The organism is Chryseobacterium gregarium DSM 19109 (assembly GCF_000430845.1).
Lineage (GTDB): Bacteria > Bacteroidota > Bacteroidia > Flavobacteriales > Weeksellaceae > Chryseobacterium > Chryseobacterium gregarium.
In genome coordinates this window covers 404,980-421,842 of sequence record NZ_AUMU01000002.1, presented here as the reverse complement: position 1 = coordinate 421,842, position 16,863 = coordinate 404,980, and the positions used below count along the sequence as shown (strand labels likewise).

The following is a 16,863-nucleotide window of genomic DNA, read 5'->3' as shown; positions in this document are numbered from 1 at the left end:
CTTTGCCGCCTAAATCTAAAGATATGGGATTACAGAATAAAAAAGTGGCCATCATAGGCGGCGGCCCCGGCGGGCTGACCTTAGCCAGGCTTCTGCAGCTGAAAGGCGTTGACGTGACCGTTTATGAACGGGATGCCGACCGGAGTGCCCGGGTACAGGGAGCGCCGCTCGACCTGCACGAACATTCGGGGCTGGCCGCGATCCGGAAAGCGGGATTGCTGGAGGCGTTTAAAGACCATTATATGCCGGAAGCCGACAAAACAACGATTACCGATGAACAGGGCAACGTGGTCTTCAGCGACCATGACCCTGACGTCGTCAGAGAAGAAGATTTCGGGCACGAATATTTCCGCCCTGAAATAGACCGGGGCGCTTTACGGAAGATTTTACTGGACTCGATACCCCCTGAGAATATCATCTGGGACTGCCACTTCCTGTCCATGGAAAAACAGGGCGGCGGCTGGCTGATGCATTTTAAAAACGGATCGGAAGCGTATGCCGACCTGGTGATCGGGGCCGACGGCGCCAACTCGAAAATCAGGCCCTACATCACCGATATCAATTCGTTTTATTCCGGCATCACGATGCTTGAGGGCAATATTGATAACGCTGAACAGAAGGTTCCTGAAATCGCCGGGCTCCTCCGCGGCGGCAAGGTAATGGCTTTCGGAAATGAAAAGGATATCCTGATGGGACAGAAAGCGGACGGGGTCATCGGGTTCTATGCGAGCTTCAAAACCGAAGAAGGCTGGGTTTCAGAAAGCGGTTTAGACTTTTCCGACCGCTCACAGGTATTGGAATGGTTTAAGAAAGCATACGCGGAATGGAGCGACCTCTGGTACCCGCTGTTTGAAAACACGTCGGTCCCTTTTATCCCAAGGCCGATCCGCTGCATGCCCCTGGACCAGGACTGGGAGACACTCCCGAACGTTACCCTCATCGGTGATGCCGCCCATGTGATGCCGCCGTTTGCAGGGGAAGGCGTCAATATGGCGATGCTCGATGCCCTGGAGCTGAGCGAAAGCCTGACCGGCACCGGTTATGTTTCGGTACACGACGCCCTGGCATCCTATGAAACCGCCATGCGGAAAAGGGCTTCCGTGATCGCCAGTGAATCCCTGGAAAACGGCGAAAGGATGCATGATGCGAATGCGCTGTCGACGATGACGGCATTTTTCGGCGGACGGTAAAAAAGGAAAAGCAGGAAGACCGGTTTGTGCTGCCGGCGATAAAGCATGCGGCGGCAAAGACCGGTATGATCATTGTAATGAAATTTCTAAGTGTAACCCGACCAACCTACTCTACCCACACGGAAAAACGCCCTGTGGTTTTACCGTCTGCCATATTGTTTTTGCCGACCGTCAGCCAGACTTCGCCGGATGCCGGAACCTCATAAGTCATCTCACGCATGAAGGGGCCATCCATTTTCCCGTCCGGCAGCCGGATCTGGTTAAACCTGATGTTAAAATCCTGCTGTCCGGTAATGATCTTCGCCGTTATCCCAGAGGCATTGAAATGGGTGATTTTCAGGATCAGTTTATCCTGTTTTTCTGTAAATTCTTCATCGATGGCAATGGGAAGATGTCTGCCGTCTGCCATCCTTACGATCGTCCGGTCTTTTTCTTTACGCATGTCGTCGGCATGTGTAATGCCCTGCGTGGCCGGAGCCTTGCTGACCAAAGAATCTCGTTTTATTCCATGAACAGAATCAGATACTGGCTGTGCAGCAACTTCCCTGCCCGCTGTGACAGAATCTTTAGGGGAGGTGTCAGAAACCGGAGTCCCTTTTTTGCATGACAGGACCACAAACGGTAATATTAATAAGCCATATATTTTCATAACCATTGTAATTTGATTTTATACCACCGGCTGAATTCAAAGTTTCCAGGGACGGGATGAAATGATCGATCCATACCTCAATGTTAAAAGGTTGATCATGATGAATCTTTTAACATAAAATTGATGATCTAATGGTTTACCTCAATTGTATATTGTATTCCCTTCACCCTTTTCAACAAATATTTTTATTGAAATGAATTGACGTGATGGAATTACATCATAATTGCTGCAAACCTTTTCTTCTCGTGTTTTGAAACATGATGATTCTGCCTGATTGATATAGCGGTAAGCGAAAACCATTCCATAAAACTATAGGTATTCTTATGAATAAGCAGACCTGCTCTTTCTTCACCTGAATTTTAAAACGGGAAGTCCTGCACAAAACAACAGGTTAACGGTTTTCATGGGATGTATTGTTGGGAATTTTATTTTTGAAATAAGAAGAGGGCTTTTCAATACAGTACAGGTACCCTGTTCCGGCAAGGATGCAGGCAGAAAAACAAATAAGGAAGGCGAAGCTGCATGATGTTGAAATGCCAGTATGGGCCAGACACAGCTGGACGAGATGAATTACTCCCTTATGGGAATGGTATACGGAATAGGAAAGCAAGGCAATTTTTGAGGTAAAAAAACTTTTTGTTTTGCTTAAAAAAGATGATGATGAGACCGTTATTTTTTTTGATACATTTTCGATGCTCCTTTTTTAAAGGGGCATTTTTATTTGATTTTGGCACATTGCTGAATTGCATAACAATACCTCTCGGGGCAGTGAGAGGTATTGTAAATTTGAAAACGAAAGTATTTACTTGTGGTGTGGTGTGGTGTGGTGTGTGAAAAAATAATTTCAAAATTTATACCATCAAACCGTTTAAATCACTAAATATTGATTTTTGTGGTATTTTTTCTTGTAAAATTGAAACATCCACAATTAAATCGAATCTTAAAGGTGATTTTGTTTCTTTTCTATCTCAATCTTTCGGAATCTTCCGGCTGTTCAGAAGCCTGGACACGATTACGCTGGCTGTTCCGGGCTCATTGGCCGGCTGATCGCGGGTAACATGATGGTTTTGGACTGAACGAAAGTTCAGATTTTTTATTGAGAATGTTCAGAAATATTTCATCTGTCTTCTTGAAGGCAACGGCATTGATCCTATTCAATAATTCTCCAAAACATTTATGATACCGCCTGGAAATATAATCTATCCAGATGAAATTAAAATTTAATGAGGATTTGTAAAAGATATTATATTTTTTCATATCTTTAAACTACTCAGTGAATTATTAGCACCATCAGAAACTTTCTTAAAATTCTGATCCATCTGAATGTTACGGCGACCTTCGCCGATATTTTATTCCTTATCAGGATGTACTGCCTTAATTGTATTGTACCGTATTGAATTATTTTTATAGTATGACTGTTCTGTTGTATTGATGCAGCCACCATAGGCTGTTGAGACCTCTGCTGACATGTTACTCCCTTCATTTATAAACCGAATAGCAGCTTCCAAATAATGGTTGATAGGGTTCTCAGCACTAAATCAACAGATCATCACATAAAATACTTTATAAAAATGTAATCCAAAAACGCATTATGTCCGGCGTTAAACGGACCCATAACTAATACCTCTATTACACATGTTAAAAAAAAGCTACCGCCTTTTAATGGCAAGTATGGTAATGTTAATGCTTGTTACCGCCTGTAATCAAGACCATATCATTGCCGACCAAAATGATTCCAACCCCGCACGCAGCACTGAAGGCAAAATCGTTACGCTGAAATCAGGAGTTGAAGTTCTTCTGAAGGATGGAAAATATTATCTCTCTGATGATATTCTCCTGTCTGACCAACAACTTAAATCGCTGGATGAGTACGGTGATATAGCACCGCCAAACGCTGCGCCTCCGGGCCCTGAACTTAAAGTACACCCTGTTACCGGAATGCCCTTATCGGGAGATGCCGGAAAAGCAGTAGGGCAATATCCCACTTCATATAATATGTGGGCTATGGTAAGGTACGTATACGGCCCAAGCCTTTCATCAGTCCAGAGAGACATCATGAGACTGGCCATTGAGCATTGGGAAGCCAATTCAAATGTACGGTTCTACAATGCTACCGGAATGCCAACCGTTGATCCTACCTATGGCTTCGCCTATCCTTACATCGAATTTGTAAACGGCAACAATGTAAACAGCTCGCAAATCGGACGGAATGCCAACGGCGGCAGACAGGAACTGAAGATCCAGAGCGCACCATGGGTTTTCCCTGAGGTGGTCGGTGCCGGAATTCATGAGCTGGGACACGCTATCGGTATGGACCATGAGCATAACGCCAATGACAGAGATAATTTTATTAATTTAAACCTCAATAATGTCTTACCTGAAAAACGCTTCAACTTCAACAGACGGACTACGAATTATTATCAGATCGGCGCAGTTGATTTTCAGTCTGTGATGATTTATGATTCCCAGGCTTTCGCCAGCAGCCCTAACCTGATCGTAATGACGAGAAAATCCGACGGCAGTACATTTGCCGGAAATAGCGTAACATCAGGCACAGACAGGCAATGGGTGAATAATCTCTATATCCCCTACATAGCGAGATCTGATGTCTACCGGGAACTGGCAGATATCGTTTATAAACCGGACAATACCGTCATGACTGCGCAGGAAAGGCTTCAGCTCCAGTCCCAGCTCAACAGCGGAAATCCATATCCACCTGCCGGGGGAAGAATCCCTAACGATCACAGCCGATATCAGTAAAGCTTTCTAAAGAAGCAATCAAAAATATCTCAATTTCGTGATAATTTTTAACTTTGCACAGATCAATCAAATAGTATTTTTATGAAAAGTTTTATAACCGGAATCAGTATTTTATTTCTCTCGCTTTTATGGGTGGGATGCAGTAAGGATGACGACTCAAAAAGTGTGAGAGAGGCAGAATTTGATATCTCATCCGCTTATGTGGATTGTAATCTCACGTTTGACCCGAACACTTCTCAGAAATGTCTTACGGTTACAGAATCCGGCCAATCAAGCAGCTATACGATTGGAGATGGCTCTATAACAGGGTTTGATTATGAACCGGGTTATAAATACCGGGTACAATTAAGATTAACCAAACTTGCAAATCCTCCCGCTGACGGAAGTGATACAGAGTATGAACTGATACAGGTTATTTCAAAAGTAAAAGTGGATTAGTCATATTCTGTAAAGGATTATTTGCCCAAAGCCTATAATAAATACATATAGCCTTATCCAGCCATTTATTAGTAATGGCTGGATAGGGCATGTATAGATAGCTAAACACCTCTACTCCATATATCCTTTTGTAACTTTTTTCGGTTTATAGATAAAACAAACCATAGATAGCTTAAAGTGAAAGTTAGGTTCAAATTATTACTCAATCGGATTAAAAAATGATTCCGACTGGTTTTTAAATTCTTACAACAGCATCATTTAAAAAAAAACCACTTCAGGCTGAAGCGGTTTGTTAAAAATATATCTTGAAAAAAGGAATGCTATTGTGTATATTTTTGTTTTAAAAGCATTATTTCTTTTGGCCCTATTCCCATTTCTATCTGGAAAAAGTTTTCGATACTTCCGTATTTTCCGGTGATGGCTGCAAAAAAAGTCCTGATGAGTTCCGGTCTCAGTTCCATTTCGGCCTTAACCTGGTTTTCGCTCAAACCGGCCATCTTTGAAAGCCCGGAATACATCTGCTGCATGGCCGGGTTTTTCGCCAGGTAAAAATTAGAGGCTGTATAATCATTTTCAATGACCTCCTGCGGAACGCCTAATATCTTAAGAAATAAGGCAGAGGCCATTCCCGTCCTGTCCCGTCCGCCTGTACAATGGTACAGCAATGCCTCATCCGGCTTCAGAGTCAGCAGCTGTACAAATAATGCCCTGTACCGGTCCCCGAAATACGGCAGCCCTCCTTCTCCGTACATACCGGTCAGGAAGTTTTTCTCTTTTAGCAGCTTTGCCATATCCTGGACGTTCGGAAGGTTTTCGCTTCCGGCAGGACACAACAGGTAGCCTGTATTTTCAGGAAGCCTGTCCATTGCTTTTCTGGCTTCTTCGGTCCCTCTGAAATCGACCACTGTTTTTATCTTTTTATTTTTGAAAGTGACCAGGTCCTTATCCGATAATTTGTTGATCGCATCGCTTCTGTATACTTTTCCTAAGACGACTTCCTTTCCGTCTGCTGTTTTGTAACCGCCGGCATCCCGGAAATTATATGCGCCATCCATTTTTACAACACGTCGGAGGCTGTCACTGATCTGGGCATTGATTATGGTTGGTCCCAACGCAAACAATGCAACTGCTGATATTACTTTTTTCATCTATAAATAATCAAATTTTAATTAAAATATTTGCCAGCGGACCCCCATCTGCCCCCTGCTTCCGTACCATTCCTGAGACGTGATCCTTTTCTTGTTGTCTCCCATATACTGTCTTAAACTTTCGTTGCTTAAATTATTCAGCTCGATAAATAATTTAACCTTTTTGCTGATGTCATAGCTGGCAGAGAAGTCGATGGTGAAGTTTTTGTCTGACCAGATGTAATAATCCGGACCTAATGCCTGATTAAACGATTCGACGGATTTTCCTCTGAAATTACCCGCCAGACGGACCATCAGTTTGCTATTTTCATAATATAAAATGGCATTGAATAAGTTCTTGGCCTGATTTTGAAGTGATGATTTATCGATAATATCACCAGAAGTTCTCGGGACATCCACCTTGGAATCGATAAAGGTATAATTGAGCTCTACCCCGAAACCGTTACAGAATCCCGGCAAAAAGTCAAAACGCTTGTTGATTCCGGCTTCAAACCCATACAAGTCGGAATCCTGAAGGTTTTTGGACTGGGTGACCATATAATCGGTTCCGCCTACATTGAGCATCGACGTATCAGAAAATACAATGTCCGAAATCTTCTTATAAAACGCGCCTCCGGAAACAATCCCGATGTTGCTGAAGTAATATTCCCCCATCAGATCAAAATTCTGGCTGAACGTGGGTTTTAAATCCGGATTTCCGCGGGTGATCCGGTTCGGGCTGGCCGTGTTGTCGATGCTTGATCCGGGAGAAAGATCCCCGAAATTAGGCCGGATAAATGATTTTGTGTAGGCAAATCTTATGTTAGCCTGCGGCGTGACGTTATACCGCAGATGCAGCATGGGTAAAAATGCATTGTAATGGCTTTCCACGACAGACGGACTCAGAGAAGTGACTGCAGGGGTTCCTGATACGGTAGATTTTGTCCCATTCAGGGTTAATCTCGTCGATTCGTTTCTGAACCCTCCGATAATTTTAAGTTTTTCAGTAGCTTTAATCTCTGCCATTGCATAGGCCGCAAAAACAGATTCCTCTCCGGTATAAACACTGGTGGCATTGGATGCCGCATTAGAGAAATCCCTGAAATTGTTCTGCTGCAAAAATTCCGGCGAAAATAGCTGGAACAGCTGATCTTTTGCAGGGGGATTCATAACGTACGAATTGTAATTACCGTTCAGTCCGCCCAGAAAATCGGTTCCTTTCGGAGGATTTGTTGTGGATAGCTGGGAAAGGCTCAACAAATTAGCCGTGGTCGGGGCGTAAACGGCATTGTACCCATAGGTGCTTTCCCGTTCTTTATTCCGGTATTTGGCTCCGATTTTAAATGAAATATTTGAATTGATGTCATATTTCAAATTGAGTCTTGCAATTCGGTCTCTTTCATTATTGTCCAGTTTTGCAATGACCAGTTGGGAAAGCAACAATTTATCCGGGCTCATTACCTCATTGGGATCTTTTATATCAGAGCCGTAATCTTCGTATTCCCCACCTACTCCGTTCGGCGAGTCAAATCCCCAATACCTTTTGCCGTCACTGGAAAGATTATTGAACCCACCCGATATTTTTTGCCGGAAGGTCGCGATAGGAAGGCCCTTTACACTGTTTGTGGGCGGAGTATCCAGGAAATATTTTGCGGTATAATCGCTGACTGCCCAATCGAGATTGAGCCTGGAAGTAATGCTGTGCTCCCCGCCCAGTTCCATTCCGTATAATTCGGTCTGATAATGGGAATACCTGAAGTTGTACTGGTACCTGCTGTTTGTATAATCTACGTAAGATTCGTAAACAGGCCGTATATCATCAAACTTATTGAACATGCCGCGGAAATAGACTTTATGGTCAGCATTGAATTTATATTCCAAACCGCCGTTTAGGCCAATGGTTCTTCTTGTCCCCATATATCTTTTCATCATCACCGTGTTGATGGATTTTCTCTGGGCTGCATTTACCAGGCCTGTGTTATAGGTGGCATCAAACGAATCTGCGCCCCACTGCCTGTCCCAGATGGCACCCGACAGAAGCACCCCCAGCTTATTTTTGAAAAAACGGTCTCCATATACAATGGAGCCATTATAAGTGGCATTCTGCGAGAACGTATTGTACCCTCCGGCACCGCTTACACTCAGGGTTTTCCTGGCAGGAGCGGTCCTGGTAATAAAATTGATGCTCCCGCCAATGGCATCCGCATCCATATCCGGGGTAATGGCTTTGGCCACCTGCACATACTGAATTAATTCCGAAGGCACTACATCCAATACAAAAGACCTGTTTCCTAAAACATTTGCGCTGGGAAGCCTGTTCCCGTTTAACAAGGCAGAAGTCCAGGCAAAAGGCGTCCCTCTCACGGTTGCCTGATCGGCTTCTCCGTGATATCTTGCTACCGCAACCCCCTGCACTCGCTGGACCGCTTCGGCTGCGTTCCGGTCCGGCAGCTTTCCGATGGCATCAGCGGCAATTACGTCCATAATGGCGTTGTTGTTCTTTTTGATTTCGTAGGCTTTGGCCTGGGTCAAAGCATTTGACCTCTTTATCGTAACTTCCTGAATGTCGTTAACTTTTTCGTTCTTTACCTTAGTCTCCGGCTCAATGGCAATGTACCCAATGTCGTTGGTTCCTTCTTTTATGGTAATGGGGAAAATTTTAGTCTCGTACCCGATGTATTCTACTTTAAGGCGAACTTCTCCAAGTTTTGGGGAAAGTATATTGAAATCTCCGTCTATCGAGGAAGCTGATTTTACATCAGCATCTACAATGGAAATGTTTGCCCCGGGAAGTGAACCGTTTGTTTTCCCGACAACAGTTCCTCTGATAGTCTGGGCCTGGAGGGTTCCTAAAGAAGCCAGAAAGAAAAAAGCGGATATCTGCATGACCTTCTTTTTCTGTTTCGGGCAATGGGTGAAATTTGGACTGTTCATCATGACTTAAATTTATTTCAGGGCAAAAGTGTAAAGATTTCATCTTCTTTTCGTCCCACAGAAAAAACCAGCGGGCCCCGCGTGCCACTCGTTGGAAAAGCACGTTTATACCATTGATTAACAAAACATTACCTCTCTTTAACGGTTTGTTATTTATTCATGAACCCAATATTAATCCGCTATGGAATTTTTAATAAATAGATAATAATTCAAAAGCGATAAAGTGATGTAATTGTCATTGATTTGTACAAAATAAAGGATGCAGTATATTATTATCATAGGAGCATTTCAGGCACTTGTTGCACTTTGGCTTTTGCTGGCCAGGGACAGAAAAACATCCTCCAATTATCTGTTTATTTTCCTGCTTTCTGCCATTGCCGTGCACCTGATCATCAAGTTTATTATTTTCAATTATGTACCTGACCGGAGTATCAGGCAGCAAATGAATACGTTTATCTCCGTGTGTTATGGTCCGATCATCTATTTATACGCATTAGGAAAAACAAAAAAAGGCTTTCCGGTCACAGAAAAATGGTATGTTTTTCTCCCGTTTTTTGTTTTAATGGTTGCCTACTTTACCATTTCCGGTGTCTTTTTGATTCTGAACAGGGTTGATAAAAAATTGTTGGATTTATATAATAATCTTAGCCTGAGCTTAATATTCGTCATTAATCTTTACTATCCTGTAAAGAGCATTTTGATTGCCGGTAAAAACAAAGGGACATTGCTTCATCCTGTTGAGTACGGCATTATTATGAAGATTTCGTGCTGTATTCTTTTTATAGAATCCTTTATTCCCGTTTCCAAAATACTGGAGCTGGGTTTTCCGCAAAATACAGGCATGATCAATATCGTGATCAGGAGCTTCACTTATTTCACCTTACTGGTCATCTGTCTTTTAATCATCAGAAAAAGCTTTAGGGTGCAAAACGGAAATCCTGCAGCCGCTGTTTTACAAAATCAGACCGAAACAGAAATAACGGATTTAAATGAAGAAACACCTGCCCACACCATAGACTATGAATTAAAATTCAGAGAGCTGTGGCAAAAACTGGATGAACCGGTACGGATGCAAAAACTTTTCCGGGATTGCGAACTGACCTTGGATCAACTGGCTCTCAAGACCAGGATCAACAAGTATCAGATCAGTGAAATGCTCAACGGTTATCAAAAGAAATCATTCTACCAATATATCAATGAATACAGAATCGGTTATTTTAAAAGCAGCATTGAGGAAGCGATAGAAAAAAATGAGACGATCAACTTCCTGTCCCTTGCTTACGATGCGGGTTTTAAATCAAAGTCATCTTTTAACCGGTATTTTAAAGAAATTAGCGGAAAGACGCCTTCAGAATATTATAAAAACCTGATTAAAAACCGAAATAGAGAAGTGGCCTGAGATTTGGACCTCCCCTGTCAGTCGGTTTAAAGCGGACTTCCCCTTACCAATCAGCATTTGAAAGCTCTTGAATCTTTTTAATTTTACAGATTCATAACTGATCAACGGCCATACAGAATGTTTACTCCAAGGTATCCTACTGTATCTTCTCCAAAAAAAAGCAAAGCGTCAAAATATAAAAGACGTCATGCCTTCTCAATACTTACCTATTTTCCGCTTTCTGCCCGGATCACGCTCAGGGTCTGCTGGGTAATCCCAAGGTAGGAGGCAATATGGCCCAGGGGGACCCGCAGGAGGATGCCGGGATAGTTTTGAAGCAGAATCTTATACCTTTCCTGCGCCGTTTGAAATTTTATCGAATGAAGCTGGTCTGAAAGCTGCTTGATCGCTGATACGGCCAGGAAACGCGACAAGCGCTGAAGTTTGGGCTCGGTATCCACATATTGTTCGATCAGGGAAAAATCCACCGTCCTGATCACACTGTTTTCGACCAGTACAAGGTTATAAGGATAATACTGGTTCAGAAAAACATTTTCAATAGGGGTATAGATGGAGCACTCCTGAAGAAAATGATGGGTGATATCTTTACCGTCTTTCAGATAATATAACCGGATCAGGCCGCTTTCAAGATAGAAAAACTTCTTTGAGTTGCTTCCTTCCAAAAGCAGTTCATGGCCTTTCGGCAGATCTTCTGTTTCGAAAAGGTGATCGAGCAAGGTGATCAAATCACCCGGGAGCCCAACAGTTTCTTTAAGATAGTCAACCAGTTTCATCTGTTTTTATAATTTTTTATTTAACATTGGAAGGTCCTGATGATTGAAAGACAGGAACTCTGCATGTCTCATACCGTAGGTTCATCTCACCCTTTGCCAGAACAGGGACCTCTTCGCTAAGATAATAATTCTTAATAATTGAAACATCACATTAATTCTGTATAAGGGCAGACAAACAGGCTAAACAAATCAATGTGGGAACCGGGCATTCATGCTTACTCAAAAATATCAGTTACAAAACGGTTGTTTTGTTCAACATGCTCTTCCCAGTGTTTTAATGAAGTTTCAAAATCTGAATCGATGATCTCCTGATAAATTCTGATCAGGGTCTCCCGGACTGCCGGGGCCATGTACCTGCCATCGCCACAGAGATAAACAGTGGCCCCGTTCAGGAATAACCGCTTTACTTCTTCCCTGTGTTTCCAAACCGTGTGCTGTACATAGGTGATACCATCCTGGGGTGCTGCCGAAAAAGCGGGGAAAACCCGGACTGCATTTTCTTTTTCCCAGGTTCGCAGCTGATCTTGATACAGGAAGTCTGTATTTTCTGCACGGCATCCGAAAAAGAGCATCATTTCCCCGGCCGGCTGCCCGTTTGCTTTCTGGATGGCACGCTCCTGGATAAAACCTCTGAAAGGAGCGATCCCGCTGCCTGCGGCAATCATCATAACAGGACGGGAAATATCCTCAGGAAGATGAAAGGCTTCAGGCGACGGTTTTACCTGTACGGTAATTCCCGACCCGGCAGGCAGGTCGGCCAGATAACCGGATGCCGTCCCTTTAAACCTTCCTAAACCGGAAAAAGCCGGTGCGTCTGTTACTGCTACCGTTAAAGTGCAGTGCTTTCCGTTCCATAAAGGAGATGAAGAAATAGAATACCGGCGGGCTTTCATGGCGGGCAGCATTTCTAAAAACGTTTCAAACGGAAGTTCACAGGCGGGATTCAGCTGCAATAGGTCTGTAAGGCTCAGCCTTTTGTTTAAAACCTCACTGCGATACGACTCATCACCGGCATATCGGGCCAATCTTATTCTCTCCGGCGGGCACAGGGTATATTCAGTCAGCTTATCAATCTGTTTTTGGGTAGCTACCTGATTTAACTCAACGTACTGACTGATCAGGTCACCTGCTTTAACGGGATAGCCTTTAGGGAGTGGTGTATTTGCATTATCCGTATTGACAATAACCTGGCTATCAAAATCCAAATGGAACCTTTTTAATAAGGCAGCCACCTTATCGGGTGGATTTAACGGCAATACAGACAGGTAATCACCGGCAGTATAAGTCATGCCGTCCGGTAATGCTATTTCCAAATGCCTTTTTGAAGGGGTATCCGGCCCGGACCTTTCAACCAGTTCTTCATTAACAACCACAGTGCCGCGTTTCATGTCCGGTTCATTTAAAATGCTTGCCCTTAGATCATTTACTACCGCTACCGAGTAGCTGCCCGCCTCTTTTATTGTATTCACCTGTAAAGAAAAACGGATGGCAAGATCCCGCCAAAGCGAGTCATACCATCTTTCAAAGTCCCCAAACAGATCATGCTTTGCATCCGCTTCGCCACGGGGCCTTAGCCGCTTCGCCCCCAATTCATCTAATCGATGGTCTATATAGGCAGGCACTGCCTGATACGTCCTGTTCCAATCGGTATTCCCGCACCCGAATACAGCATACTGAACGCCCTGTAAACTGTCATCCTGTGCAGATTTCAGCCAACTGACAAATTTTCCGGCATTATCCGGAGGCAGCCCTTCATAAGATGCGGTTATCATAACCACTGCTCCGGCGGCCGGCAGGTTTCCTGCGAAGCTGTCCAAAGCGGCCATTTTCGTGTCATATCCCTGTGCGGTCCCGTCTTTTGTGATCCGGTAGGCAAAATCCTGGCACGTTCCGCTGTTGGACCCGAATAAAACCAGTAATGGAGTATGATGTGGCTGCGGGTTTACTATGGCTTCAGGTTCTGCGGCCGTTTGCCCGGAATCAGCACGAACGGCATCCGGGCTGACCGCTTTGACCCTACGTTTCACCGCCTTAACAAAGAAGCCATCCGGTTTAAGGGTGAGGGACTCTTTTATTTTTAACTGGTAGCCGGGATCGGTTTCATGTAAGTCAAAACGCTGAAGGATCATTGCCAGTACAAGGGTAGCCTCCTGCATTGCAAACGGACGGCCGATACAGGCACGCTGGCCGTTCCCAAACGGTTTATAACTTCCGGGCAGCATCTTATTGGTTTTTTCAGCATCAAACCTTTCAGGCTCAAAGGCTTCTACATTGCCATCCCAAGATTTGCTGCTCCGATGCAGAGAAGGCAAAAGGACCAGAACCGCTTCGTCCTTTTTAATCCCGTACTTGCCTCCGATCACGGTGTCTTCGTAAGGATAAAGGCCAAACAGAGGAGCGGTCGGCCACAGGCGAAGACTCTCCTTAAGTACCTGATCCACATAGGCCAGCTGGCTTAGATGCTCAAAACGGGGCGTATCATTTCCCAGGACCTCATCTACCTCTGCCTGCGCCTTTTTCAGCTTTTCCGGATTTTTCAACAACAAATAAACCGCAAATGATAACATGCCGCTGGTGGTTTCATGCCCTGCAATAAGGAAGGTCAGCATCTGGTAGACAATGTTCCGGTCATCAAGGCCTTCTCCCGATAAAGGGTCTTTGCCCCGCAGCATCAAAGACAGAAGGTCGTCAGGCCATTGCTCAGGAGGCAATTTCCTCCGGTTGGCGATAATATCGGCTGCCACGGTATTCATCAGGCTGATTTCCTGTTCATAATTTCTCTTCGTAATAAGCATCAGCCTGTTTATGATGGGCAGGCGCCTGATGTAATGGCTGGCTTCCTGCAATGCATGTATCATAGCGCCTACAAAAGGATGCATCTCTTCGTTGTAGAAACTGTTGAAACGGAAATCGAATGCGCAGAGTGCTATGGTATCAAGTGTAAGCCTGGTCATATTATCGGGTATATCCAATGATGCTTCCGGTCCTAACCTTTCCCATTTAAGCAGCAGTTGTTCCGCAATATCCAGCATTTGAGGGAACATGGTTTTAATCGCGCCCGGCCCGAATGCCGGAACAAGAATCCGGTGCGCTTTTCCCCAGTTGCTTTCTCCGGTATAAGCGGTGAACAGTCCATCGCCTCCCAGGTCTCTTATTTTCTCAAGGGGTTTATGCACTTTCTTGTCAAACCGTGATTCGTCGCAGACTTCGGCTACCAGGTCCTGATCCGAGATTACGACTGCCGTCTGGTCTCCAACCTGGAATTTAAAAATGCTGCCATAGGTATCAGCCAGCCGCATTAAGCTTTGTACAGGTGCATCCGCATCTAAAGCCAGAACATTCTTTATAATAGGGTATACTTTGGGTTGAGGTATCTGCTCCATCATTGTTTCCTTTTTTTCTTATATAAAGATCAGGACATAAAAGAAATTATTTTTTAAGATATCTTAAAAAATGATTCTGTTTCATTAATTTAGTCAGATCTGAAAATGGGAATCGGCGGATATTGTAATCTTCCTTTAAAAACCGGAGCATTTAAAAATATAGTTTTTAAATTTGGGCAGATGATGAAAACAGTACATTTTCAGAAGTTCAGATTATGATGCCATAATAAGCTCACCGGGTATACAGAACAAGCTGAGGGTTTAAAGAGCATAATGGCTGCAGGATAACAGCAATATCATGAAGAAAGTTTTAAAAAGACGATGATCAGCTTTATTTTGGAAGGCTTTTCGCTGATCTTAATTTATATACATGATAAACCCATGAAGAAAACCGTATTATCTTTATTTTTATTCATTGCCGGTATTTCGTGCTGTGCACAGACCTATCAGCCGGTTACCAGCAAAGACAAAACCTACCTGGCAACGGTCAAGGGACTCAGTTATACGTATAAAAACGGAGTGGTTACCTTAAAAAATAACGGCAGGTATAACCTGGGGACCGTCAGCATTATTGCGCATTCCAAAGTCGACCGTAACCTGTTCGGCATTGCTTTATTTGAAGATGGGCTGGAAAAAGGCTCAACCCATAAGGCATCTGTTTATTTTACCGGCGGCCTCGGAAAGGATGCTCCTGAGATTCCACTGAAAGAGATTGATCAGAACAAGCTGGTTTTCTCATTTGATACCGCGACAAGGGCAAAATAACCATCTTATAAAAAGACCGGTTTAGGAACAGGAATTTAAATCACCCTAGGACCATCGTAAATGAAAGGCAATATTCTCGACTAAAAATTTTAGGGTCCCCAATTTGCGATTATATCGAATACCACTGCTTGATAAACTGGCAGTAATTTAACGATATAGGCTTCGTTATGTTGTATCTATTCTGACCAAACAGCAAGTTCGTAGCCGTCAGGATCCGTAAAATGAAAACGCCTGCCTCCGGGAAAGGTAAAAATATCTTTCACGATATTCCCTCCCGAGCTGATCACTTTATTTTTCGTGGTTTCGATTGCATCCGAATACAGAATGGCCAAAACGGTTCCGTTAACGGGCTCTCCATGAGCAAAGCCGCCATCAACATAATCGCCTTCAAATGCAGTATAATCCGGACCGTAATCCGTAAAATTCCAGCCGAAACATTCTTTGTAGAATTTTTTTGCCGCCTGCAGGTCTCCCGAGAGAAATTCAATATACTGGATCTGGTTATTTTTCAGTTTAGCAGAAATAGGTGTCTGAGCCATGATGTTTTTATATTTTGTTATGCAAATCTAAGAAACAATACAGCTCCGTACTTTGGAAAAATGCGACATGATTAAAGCTGGGTAGGTGTTGATCCTGTATAACTCTTTATAGAATTAGCCAGATGCGCATGGTCGTAATATCCGTATTCAAAGGCTACCTCAAGCATACTTTTATGGGATGGTTTCTGTTCAATAGCCGCTTTTACGAACTGAAACCGGGTTAAATTAATGAACTCTTTCGGACTGATCCCAATATGCTGTCTGAAATGTCTTTCTAACTGCCTGGCCGTACAGTAATGCCGGCCGGCCAGTTCAGTTACACTGATGATGCCTTTATATCTTTTAATATCTTCTATGATCGGTGTCAGGATACTGACCGGACGGGTAGAAAGTTTTTCAATAAAAAACTGATTGAGATATTCATGGCCATCGGCTATAATCCGGTCATGAACAGGCGAAAGCTTTTTCTCAAACGGAACGGTCATATCAGTAACCTCATACAGAGATGCAAATCTGTAAAATGATGGAAAGGCAGATGGCTTAAAGCGTATTCCCAGGAGGCATGTTTCAGGATGCAATTCAGTGGTCTTGAAATGCCTCATCGTGCCAACCAGGCAAGCCTCCCCATGTTGCAGAGGTAAACGGCTGTTGTCCATTTTGCAATCCTTTCCCAGGTTTAAGATCATATCGACGCAGCCGTCAGGCAGTATTTTGCCAGATACCGGTGCTGCTGAATTATTAGTTACTGTCCAGAAAGCATCAATATAGTCTATCAGACCGGGATGTGGTTTTATCTCTTTATAGCCCATCATGCGAAATTAATCTATTTCTATGGTTTTCACGGGTAGGTCCTGATCACTTTTAAACTGTATTAATAACCCGATCCCACGAAGGATGTAAGTAAGC

12 protein-coding genes are annotated in these 16,863 nt (G+C 43.7%); 5 read left to right on the top strand and 7 right to left on the bottom strand.

All coding sequences use genetic code 11. The features are described from left to right. Positions 1–2 precede the first annotated feature (2 nt). A complete protein-coding gene (locus tag H561_RS0104835) occupies positions 3–1,190 on the top strand; it encodes an FAD-dependent oxidoreductase (RefSeq protein ID WP_228372219.1) in 1,188 nt (395 codons plus the stop codon). A gap of 106 nt (positions 1,191–1,296) precedes the next feature. Here H561_RS0104835 and H561_RS0104830 read toward each other — a convergent pair whose 3' ends face one another. Further along, on the bottom strand, positions 1,297–1,845 hold the full coding sequence (locus tag H561_RS0104830; RefSeq protein ID WP_051349302.1) for a hypothetical protein: 549 nt from the start codon (positions 1,843–1,845) through the stop codon (positions 1,297–1,299). A gap of 1,629 nt (positions 1,846–3,474) precedes the next feature. On the opposite strand from H561_RS0104830, the gene H561_RS0104805 reads away from it, so the two are divergent. Next, complete coding sequence (locus H561_RS0104805; RefSeq protein ID WP_027385986.1) at positions 3,475–4,599, top strand: M12 family metallopeptidase; 1,125 nt, start codon at positions 3,475–3,477, stop codon at positions 4,597–4,599. Between the two features lie 81 nt (positions 4,600–4,680). Then, the gene (locus tag H561_RS0104800; protein ID WP_027385985.1) at positions 4,681–5,037 is read left to right on the top strand and encodes a DUF4377 domain-containing protein; all 357 of its coding nucleotides are present in this window, start codon (positions 4,681–4,683) and stop codon (positions 5,035–5,037) included. Positions 5,038–5,357: 320 nt separating this feature from the next. Here H561_RS0104800 and H561_RS23215 read toward each other — a convergent pair whose 3' ends face one another. Then, entirely contained in the window at positions 5,358–6,185 is an 828-nt protein-coding gene (locus H561_RS23215; RefSeq protein WP_051349301.1) for a tyrosine-protein phosphatase, read from the bottom strand. Positions 6,186–6,206: 21 nt separating this feature from the next. Next, complete coding sequence (locus H561_RS0104790; RefSeq protein WP_027385984.1) at positions 6,207–9,101, bottom strand: TonB-dependent receptor; 2,895 nt, start codon at positions 9,099–9,101, stop codon at positions 6,207–6,209. Positions 9,102–9,357: 256 nt separating this feature from the next. On the opposite strand from H561_RS0104790, the gene H561_RS0104785 reads away from it, so the two are divergent. Further along, the gene (locus tag H561_RS0104785; protein WP_027385983.1) at positions 9,358–10,497 is read left to right on the top strand and encodes a helix-turn-helix domain-containing protein; all 1,140 of its coding nucleotides are present in this window, start codon (positions 9,358–9,360) and stop codon (positions 10,495–10,497) included. Positions 10,498–10,703: 206 nt separating this feature from the next. On the opposite strand, the gene H561_RS0104780 is transcribed toward H561_RS0104785, so the two are convergent. Both H561_RS0104780 and H561_RS0104775 read right to left on the bottom strand, forming a co-directional pair. After that, a complete protein-coding gene (locus H561_RS0104780) occupies positions 10,704–11,270 on the bottom strand; it encodes a Crp/Fnr family transcriptional regulator (protein WP_027385982.1) in 567 nt (188 codons plus the stop codon). Positions 11,271–11,485: 215 nt separating this feature from the next. Beyond that, positions 11,486–14,656, bottom strand: a complete 3,171-nt coding sequence (locus tag H561_RS0104775; RefSeq protein WP_027385981.1) for a bifunctional cytochrome P450/NADPH--P450 reductase — start codon at positions 14,654–14,656, stop codon at positions 11,486–11,488. 378 nt (positions 14,657–15,034) lie between these two features. On the opposite strand from H561_RS0104775, the gene H561_RS0104765 reads away from it, so the two are divergent. After that, positions 15,035–15,418 carry a hypothetical protein gene (locus tag H561_RS0104765; RefSeq protein ID WP_155845739.1) on the top strand — a complete coding sequence of 128 codons (384 nt, stop codon included), beginning with the start codon at positions 15,035–15,037 and terminating at the stop codon, positions 15,416–15,418. 176 nt (positions 15,419–15,594) lie between these two features. Here the strand turns inward: H561_RS0104765 and H561_RS0104760 are convergent, their stop codons facing one another. Then, positions 15,595–15,957, bottom strand: a complete 363-nt coding sequence (locus tag H561_RS0104760; protein ID WP_027385979.1) for a VOC family protein — start codon at positions 15,955–15,957, stop codon at positions 15,595–15,597. Positions 15,958–16,028: 71 nt separating this feature from the next. Next, positions 16,029–16,769 carry a helix-turn-helix transcriptional regulator gene (locus tag H561_RS0104755; RefSeq protein ID WP_081411627.1) on the bottom strand — a complete coding sequence of 247 codons (741 nt, stop codon included), beginning with the start codon at positions 16,767–16,769 and terminating at the stop codon, positions 16,029–16,031. Between the last annotated feature and the right edge of the window lie 94 nt (positions 16,770–16,863).

Bases quoted from the DNA above. Each gene is read 5' to 3' on its own strand.
- H561_RS0104830 (WP_051349302.1), bottom strand. From the start codon at position 1,845: ATGGTTATGAAAATATATGGCTTATTAATATTACCGTTTGTGGTCCTG.
- H561_RS0104805 (WP_027385986.1), top strand. From the start codon at position 3,475: ATGTTAAAAAAAAGCTACCGCCTTTTAATGGCAAGTATGGTAATGTTA.
- H561_RS0104800 (WP_027385985.1), top strand. From the start codon at position 4,681: ATGAAAAGTTTTATAACCGGAATCAGTATTTTATTTCTCTCGCTTTTA.
- H561_RS23215 (WP_051349301.1), bottom strand. From the start codon at position 6,185: ATGAAAAAAGTAATATCAGCAGTTGCATTGTTTGCGTTGGGACCAACC.
- H561_RS0104790 (WP_027385984.1), bottom strand. From the start codon at position 9,101: ATGATGAACAGTCCAAATTTCACCCATTGCCCGAAACAGAAAAAGAAG.
- H561_RS0104785 (WP_027385983.1), top strand. From the start codon at position 9,358: ATGCAGTATATTATTATCATAGGAGCATTTCAGGCACTTGTTGCACTT.
- H561_RS0104780 (WP_027385982.1), bottom strand. From the start codon at position 11,270: ATGAAACTGGTTGACTATCTTAAAGAAACTGTTGGGCTCCCGGGTGAT.
- H561_RS0104775 (WP_027385981.1), bottom strand. From the start codon at position 14,656: ATGATGGAGCAGATACCTCAACCCAAAGTATACCCTATTATAAAGAAT.
- H561_RS0104765 (WP_155845739.1), top strand. From the start codon at position 15,035: ATGAAGAAAACCGTATTATCTTTATTTTTATTCATTGCCGGTATTTCG.
- H561_RS0104760 (WP_027385979.1), bottom strand. From the start codon at position 15,957: ATGGCTCAGACACCTATTTCTGCTAAACTGAAAAATAACCAGATCCAG.
- H561_RS0104755 (WP_081411627.1), bottom strand. From the start codon at position 16,769: ATGATGGGCTATAAAGAGATAAAACCACATCCCGGTCTGATAGACTAT.